Source organism: Lyngbya sp. CCY1209 (assembly GCF_055795065.1).
The window spans coordinates 1-7994 of record NZ_JAYFER010000107.1; the positions used below are offsets into that span (position 1 = coordinate 1).

Consider the following 7994-nt stretch of genomic DNA (forward strand, 5'->3'; position numbering starts at 1 on the left):
GTTCTAGAAACCGGGTTTCTTCCAATATCTTAGGGGAGAACCCAAGCGGCTTCTAGAAACCCGGTTTCTTCCTCTCCACCCGAGATGTCTAGAAATCCGGTTTCTGTCCCCATTTAATATCCCCCAAAGCCGCCAAAATATCCGGGGCTTCCACAATTCCCAAAAACCGCCCGTCGCGATCGCGCACCCCCACGGGAACCCCCAGTTTAAATAAGGGAAAAACGTCGGTCAGCAGCGCGGAAGCGTCCACCTGGGGATAGTCTGTCGGGAAATTGAACTCGGCGCGATCGCCCATTTTTTCCAATTCAACTCTCTCGATTCGCCCCAAAAGTTGACCGTCAGAATCGACGCAATAAATCCAACGATTTTGATAATTGTCGATAGTTTGGGAAGGATCGAGGGGAAATTGACAGGTTTCCACCGGACGAATCAGCGATCGCACCGCCATCACTTTAGCGCGATCGATATCTCGGGTGAAAGCGCGGATGTAGTCGTCGGCGGGTGCGGCGATCAGGTCTTCCGGCGTCCCAATTTGCACGATCGCCCCGTCCCGCATCACCGCGATGCGATCGCCGAGTTTCACCGCCTCCTGGATGTCGTGGCTGATAAAAACGATCGTCTTGTGCAGCCGCTTTTGGAGTCGCAGCAACTCGTCCTGCATCTCCCGCCGGATCAGCGGATCGAGGGCGCCGAAGGGTTCGTCCATCAACAGAATCTCCGCATCCGTCGCCAGAGCCCGGGCTAACCCCACCCGCTGCTGCATCCCCCCACTCAGGGCCGCCGGACGGTCGTCGGCCCACTCCCTCAACCCCACGGTTTCCAGCGTCTCCAGGGCTTTTTGACGGCGTTTTCCCTTCTCCATCCCCCGCAATTTCAAACCGTATTCCACATTTTCGGCCACCGTCCGGTGGGGGAACAGTCCGAACCCCTGAAATACCATCGAAATTCGGGTCAACCGGATTTCCCGCAGTCGCCGTTCGCCGACGCGGGCGATATCTTCGCGATCGATGTAAATGTGGCCGCTGGTGGGGGGAATCAGGCGGTTGATGCAGCGGACGAGGGTGGATTTTCCCGAACCCGAGAGTCCCATGATCACGAACAGTTCCCCCCGTCCCACCGTCAGGGAAACGTCCGCCACGCCGACGACGTGGCCGGTTTTTTCTCGGATCGCCTCCCGGGTGTGTCCGTCCCGGAACAGCCGCAGGGCCCTTCGGGGGTCATCTCCGTAAATTTTGACCAGATGTTCGATCTGAATTTTGGGGTTCGAGTCGTGCATCGAGGCGATCGCGGGTGGGGTTCGGCGGCTCAATTTCACATTTTAAACGTTCGGGCGATCGCTTTTGTCAAAACTCCGTAAATTTACCGAGGACGGCAGGTAGATGACGAGGACTTCACTACGGGATTCGGCTTTATTTATACCGTCATCGCCACCGTCGAAAATACCCGCGCCGTCAACAAGGCGAAACGGCAGACGAAAGGAAACAGCAATCCCGGCTCTGAAGATATTCGAGTTCAACTGATCAAAATCGCCCACAAAATGGGAGAAGTCACCCTGTCCGATTTGGTCGTCGAAACGGGCCGGACTCCCCAATAAATTCGCACGATTTTAGAAGAATTGCAGCGGGAAGATTTGATGAGAATCCACAACCGCAGTCGGGACGGTGCCGTTGTCTACAGCGCCGTTTAATTTTCATCTTCAAAATCGACCGGGAATCTACCATGTCCAAACAGCTACTGTACGGCAATTTTGTTGACAAATAAATCGCCCGAAAATTGCGGGGACGCGATCGATAAATTGAAGGGGGTTTCGGTTGAATCCCCCTTTTTTCCGTTTTAAATTTTTACCGCGATCGTATAGCAATCAGCTTTCAGCAATCGGCAAAGAGCTATTAGCTTTGGAATTGATTCCAAAGCGGTCTGGATATCCAACCCGTTTTGTGTTCCGAGCATTCAACCGGAGCGGAACAAATCGCCGCGGCGCTGGGGTTGTCGGTGGGGGAAGTTGACCGGCAACTGCGCGATCGCTAATTCCCAAATTTCCGCTCCCGAGACAGTTTCAGCCTCGAAATGTACCAGGTCAAACTACCCGCCCCCAGGCAAAGTGCCCCCAGACCGAAAAAGACCGCCGGCAGGCCGAAAAAGGTTTCCGCCACCCCCGCCAAAGCCAGCGGCAGGGACAGGGCGATATTGACGGCATTGTTTTGCAGGCCGAACACCTTGCCCCGCATCTCTTCCGGGGTTTCCGCCTGGATGGTGGTCTGCATGGGGATGCCCACCACCGCGCCGAACACCCCCAACACCGCGATCAGGGCCAGAGCCGGCCAGAGTTGCTGGCTGAAAAACGCCAGTCCGACCAGACAGACGGCCATCCCCACGGACCCGAACAGCGCCATTTGAAAGTGGGAAAATTGGTGGCCGGCGTGGCCCAAAATAGCCGCCCCGATCGCCATCCCGATGCCCGCCGCGGCCAGGAGAAAGCCGAATTGGGACGATTTGAGGTTCGGGATCAACTCCGCCACCCGGACAGCCAAAACCGCCAGGGCCGCGAAGATGGAAAATAGGATCACCAGTTGAATCAGGGCGTTGCGGACGCCCCGGTGGTCCCGCAGGTAGCGCAGCCCGTCCCGCAGGTCTTCCAGGACGTGGGGCTGTTCGTGGGGGTTCTCCATCCGCTTTTCGCCGGTTTTCATCAGCAGCAACAGCAACCCGGCGACGGCGTAGCCGCTCCCGACGATCAACTCCTTGCCGACGGGTAGCTGACTCCCCAGGCGTTCGGCCAGGGTGTCCGCCAGGGCCAGCAGGGGTTCCCCCACCGCAAATCCCACGATCACCGACGCCATCATGGTAGTGGTGTACAGGGAGTTAGCCGATAGCAGGTGCTTGCGCTCCACAATTAGGGGGATAGCCGCCTGTTCGGCGGGGGCGAAAAATTGGGTCAGGGTCGAGACGAGAAATGTGACCAGCAACAGCAGGCAGAACCCGAACGGGAACTTTCCGAGTTTCATCCCATCCGAGAGCCACAGCAATATGGGCAAACTCAGCACGAAGCCGCCCCGGAGCAAATTCGTCAGCACCAGCACCGGCTTTTTCGGCCAGCGATCGACGTATACCCCCGCCCCGGCGCCGAATAAAACGGCGGGAATGGTGAAGGCGATCATGATCGCCGAAACCCAACCGCTGATGCTCTGGCCGGCCTGTTGAAACCGCGTGGAAATGACGGCGATCATCAACACCAGGTACACTTTATCTGCGAGTTGGGAAAAAACCTGGCCGCTCCACAGGGCGAGAAAATTGCGGTTTCTCAGAACGGGTAAAAAGCCGCGTTCTTCTTCCTCCGGCGGGGATTCCGGCGGTTTGGGTGTCGGCTTCATGAGGGTCGCGGATGTTCCCTCGGGTTGAGCCGGAGAACGGTTCGGTGTCGGAATGTCCGAGCGATTTCCATTGTCCCAATCATCCATTGAGTTATTATGTTTGGATTGACAGCGAGCGTCTTCCGCGCAGTCGGGCGATCGCCTCGTCGGAAGAATGTGGCATCGTTAAAATAACGGCAAAACCGTCGGCGCCTTTTCAATTTTAGTCAAAAATGGGTATTCCATTCCAGGGAAAAGCGGGAACCGGCGAAACGGGGGGGCGGGCGTCGGGGACGGGCAATTCATTATCAATTGTCGCGCTCGATTATCAATTATCCCGGCTTCCCTAAATCCGGTATTTGGTGTTAAAATCCTTGCAGCCCGAGTCGTGCGTCTTCGGGAGTTTCCGCGACCCTTTCTGGGAATCATCGCCGGATACCCATTTAAAATGGGTCGGATTGACCGCCAAATGCGGACGAAAGAGAGAAAAAAACCATGACAACTGAAATTTTACAGGTAATCTGGTCTTTGTCGGCCCTGGGTTTGATTGTCCTCGTACTCCTGCACAGCCCCAAGGGCGACGGCATCGGCGGGATCGGCGGACAGGCTCAACTGTTTACGAGCGCCAAGAGTGCGGAAGTCACCCTCAACCGCATCACTTGGATGCTGGCGATCGTTTTTATGGGGTTGACGGTGATTTTGAGCGCCGGCTGGGTCGGATAGGCCGTCGGACCGCGAGGAATTTTCAGTCTGTATGGGTGCACAGCGACGATTTCGAGTCTGGGGGGCCGGCCTTTTGGCCGCCGGCCTCGTCGTCGCCTTCAGTCTGCGATCGCCCGCCGTTGATGGCGGGATACCTTCGCGACCGCACCCCCTGCCGCCGACCCTGGAGCAGTGGGGAGATCCGACCGCCGGCGACTATTTCGACGAGATCGAAGTGCCGCCATTCGGCTACCTGATCTGGTCGCGGTGGCCGGTTCGGGTTTATGTCGAGCGCCGGGAGGACGACCCCTCCCAGAATTGGCGGGAGACGGTTTTGGCGGCGGTGATGGAGTGGGATGCCTACGTGCCCCTGGAAATCACCGGCGATCGCGATCGGGCCGACATCCGGATTTTCCGACGCCGCCCCCCCCTCAAACCGGGCCACCTGCGGGCTCGCTCCGGCGAAACCCGCTACCGCCTCCTGACCCGCACCACCGAAACCGGCTCCCGGCTCCTGACGCACCAGTTTACCATTTTGTTGAGTCCCACCCAAACCGGACCCTACGTCGCGTCGGTGGCTCGCCACGAATTCGGCCACGCCCTGGGGATTTGGGGCCACAGTCCCGAGGAAACGGACGTGATGTATTTTGCCCAAGTCCGCGAACCCCCGCCCATTTCTCCCCGAGACGTGAATACCCTGCGGCGCATTTATCAACAACCCACGCAACTGGGTTGGCCCCTGGCGTCGGCGGACGGACCGCCGTCGGAGTCAGGGTCTGCTCTGGGGGACGCGACATCGATGAATTTTGATCGTCGGCGGACGCCAAAAGTGTATAAAATTGATCGATGAACAGTTGATATCACATTTGTTTAAACTCCGGTGGAAGTGGGAGTGTAGCTATCCCGCCGCGATCGCAATTGAGTCCCGGTTGCGATCGAATTCCGTCCCCCGGACAAATAGCATTTCTTAATCAACTCCGGATTGGCTTTATAAAACAATCTCTCATTTAAAGTTCGTGTAAAGCTTATGTAAAAACACGGAGAGGGGAGGTTTACAAAACTATCTTGATCCGGGTAAATTGGGCTTACACTTAGACATCAGTCAACATGATTTCAGAATTTCTCTGAGATCGGCTCGTCGCTTTCACCGGGCTGGCCCGCCACCCCTCTTTTGAGGATTCAATCGGCGTCCGATTCTTTTTGAAGCCGGGACGCTCGTTCCCGTATCAAAATTCGGCCGCCTTGAATTTCTCGGAAAACGTTGTGTTTTTTTTAGCCTAAAATCCGACCTTATAAAATAGCATCTCTTTGTCAACCCTGCGGGTCAAACCATGCATGAAAGCGGCGAAGCGACTGGAAAAGATTGTGTTGCCAATGTCTCGACTCGCATCGAGTCGATCTCAATCCTTGAAAACCGGGTTTCAGTTGTCAATCGGGCCGTGGCTCGGAACCGGAACCGGCTACCTTTGAATCCGTCCGATTGGGTGGCAACTCCCAATTGTTAATGTCAATCACCTTTCAAATGCCACGCCTTCAAGCCCAGATCATTTGCTCGGCTGATCTCTCAAGAATTAGGGAAGTCATCATCACTAAATTTCAATCATGACAGAACAACTACAACTCACGCAACTGGGGACCTACCAAACCGGTATTTTTGACGAAGGGGCAGCCGAAATTCCCGCCTTCGACCCCGAAACCAACCGTCTATTTGTCGTTGACGGGTTCGAGAAGGCGATCGACGTTTTCGACCTCACCAACCCCAGCGAAATCACCAAAGTTGATGTCGATCTCGATATCTCCGGCTTCGGCGGGGAGGTCAACAGCGTCGATGTCAAAAACGGCGTCGTCGTCGCCGCCGTCGGGGCGGGAGTCGATGAGAAAGGAAACGCCGTGTTCTTCGACACCAGCGGCAACTTACTCGGGGCCGTCGAGGTGGGTTACTCCCCCGACATGGTGACGTTCACCCCCGACGGTACGAAAGCCCTGGTGGCCAACGAAGCCTTTCCCAACGACGATTACACCTTCGACCCGGAAGGCTCCGTCAGCATCGTCGATATTTCCGATGGCATCGAAGATGCCACCGTAACGACCGCCGGTTTCACGGCTTTTAACGGCCAGGAAGATGAACTCGCCGAGTCGGGCGTCCGGATTTTCGGCCCCGGCGCCAGCGTCGCCCAGGACTTGGAACCGGAATATATCGCCGTCAGTCCCGACGGTAGCACCGCCTATGTCGCCCTCCAGGAAAATAACGCGATCGGTATTTTAGACCTCGATTCTGAGGCATTTACCGATGTTGTCGGCTTCGGCTTTAAGGATTACGACGAACCCGGAAACGGCTTGGATGCCAGCAACCGGGACGATGGCATCAACATCCGAAACTGGCCCGTCTTCGGGATGTACCAGCCCGACGCCATCTCCACTTACGCGGTTGACGGCGAGACTTACTTCGTCACCGCCAACGAGGGCGACGCCCGCGAATATGATACGTTCAACGAGGAAGCACGGATCGGAGATGAAGAGGTCATCTTAGATCCGGACGCCTTCCCCGATGCCGAAGAACTCAAACTCGATGAAAATCTCGGGCGCCTGAAAATCACCAACACCCTCGGCGACACGGACGGCGACGGAGACTTTGACGAACTCTATTCCTTCGGCGCCCGTTCCTTCTCGATTTGGGATGCACAAGGAAATTTGGTGTTTGACAGCGGGGATGAGTTTGAACAGATCACCGCCGAACTGGTCCCCGAAAATTTCAATTCCACCAACGACGATAATGACTCCTTTGACGATCGCAGCGACGACAAGGGCCCCGAACCGGAAGGGAACGTCATCGGCGAGGTGGACGGAAAAACCTATCTGTTCACCGGGTTAGAACGGGTCGGCGGTATTGCGGTTCACGATATCAGCGATCCCACCGATCCGCAATTCGTCGAGTACATCAACACCCGCAACTTCGACGTACCGGAGACTCTCGAAGATGGCAGCAGCAACCCCGCCGCGGGCGACTTGGCACCGGAGGGTTTGGACTTCGTGGCGGCGGAAGATAGCCCCACCGGACGCCCCCTGTTGATTGTGGCTAACGAAGTCAGTGGCAGTACCAGCACCTACGATTTCGGAGGCGGTGTCATTGATGATACCCCCTTTGTGGGAAGTGCGGTCAGCAATCTGATCCGGGCAAGCGACGGCGATGATACCGCCGCCGGCGGACTCGCCAACGATGCCATTTTCGGCCTGGAGGGCGATGATGTCCTGCGGGGCGACCTCAACAGCCGCAGCCCTCAAGTTCAGGTGGGTGGCGACGATGTGATTTTCGGCGGTAAAGGCGACGATCGCATCGGCGGAAAAGCCGGTAACGATCGCCTCTTCGGCGATATGGGCAATGACCAGATCTGGGGCGACATGGGCGACGACCTGCTCCGGGGCGGTTTGGGAGATGACACCCTCACCGGGGACGACTTCTCCGGCGGCTCGGGTTCCGATACCTTCGTTTTAGCCGAGGGAGAAGGAACCGATACCATTACTGACTTCGAGGTGGGTACGGATCTGATCGGGCTGGCCAACGGTCTGACCTTTGCAGATGTCTCGATTTCGGCCGCCGGTGATGCCACCGAAATCGCCCTCGGCGACGAGGTTCTGGCCGTCCTCGAAGGGGTGAGTGCATCCCTCGGCGAATCCGATTTTGTCCCGTTCGTGTAATTGATTGATCGGGGAAATTTATTCTGGCGATCGCCGATCGCCAGCATCGAACATGACACTTGTCTGCCCTCCAATATCGGACGCATTGGGGGGCATTTTTTATGGCGGGCAACAGCCAACAGCCAACGGGGCATGGGGAACTGAAATGATCGCAATCAGCGATCGTGCGGTCATATCAAGTCCGTTTGAATACTTACACAATCGTTCGAGAAAAGGCAATCGGCAAGAGGCAATCGGCAAAAGTTT

At 56.6% G+C, this 7994-nt stretch carries 6 protein-coding genes; 3 read left to right on the plus strand and 3 right to left on the minus strand.

Features of this window, described 5'->3' with window-relative positions; genetic code table 11:
• Positions 1–88: 88 nt before the first annotated feature.
• The 3 genes from AC0QHF_RS00705 to AC0QHF_RS00715 all read right to left on the minus strand — a co-directional run bounded on the left by AC0QHF_RS00705 (position 89) and on the right by AC0QHF_RS00715 (position 3458).
• A complete protein-coding gene (locus tag AC0QHF_RS00705; RefSeq protein WP_324702268.1) occupies positions 89–1309 on the minus strand; it encodes a quaternary amine ABC transporter ATP-binding protein in 1221 nt (406 codons plus the stop codon).
• A 9-nt stretch (positions 1310–1318) separates the two neighbouring features.
• Positions 1319–1591: a hypothetical protein gene (locus tag AC0QHF_RS00710; protein WP_324702269.1), complete on the minus strand. Its 273-nt coding sequence runs from the start codon at positions 1589–1591 to the stop codon at positions 1319–1321.
• A 433-nt stretch (positions 1592–2024) separates the two neighbouring features.
• Positions 2025–3458: an MFS transporter gene (locus tag AC0QHF_RS00715; RefSeq protein WP_324702270.1), complete on the minus strand. Its 1434-nt coding sequence runs from the start codon at positions 3456–3458 to the stop codon at positions 2025–2027.
• Between the two features lie 387 nt (positions 3459–3845).
• On the opposite strand from AC0QHF_RS00715, the gene secG reads away from it, so the two are divergent.
• From secG to AC0QHF_RS00730, 3 genes are all read left to right on the plus strand, one after another.
• Positions 3846–4073, plus strand: coding sequence for a preprotein translocase subunit SecG (secG, locus tag AC0QHF_RS00720; protein WP_324702271.1), 228 nt, complete (start codon positions 3846–3848; stop codon positions 4071–4073).
• A gap of 31 nt (positions 4074–4104) precedes the next feature.
• A complete protein-coding gene (locus AC0QHF_RS00725; RefSeq protein WP_324702272.1) occupies positions 4105–4902 on the plus strand; it encodes a matrixin family metalloprotease in 798 nt (265 codons plus the stop codon).
• A 752-nt stretch (positions 4903–5654) separates the two neighbouring features.
• Positions 5655–7748, plus strand: coding sequence for a choice-of-anchor I family protein (locus AC0QHF_RS00730; RefSeq protein WP_324702273.1), 2094 nt, complete (start codon positions 5655–5657; stop codon positions 7746–7748).
• The last annotated feature ends 246 nt before the right edge of the window (positions 7749–7994 follow it).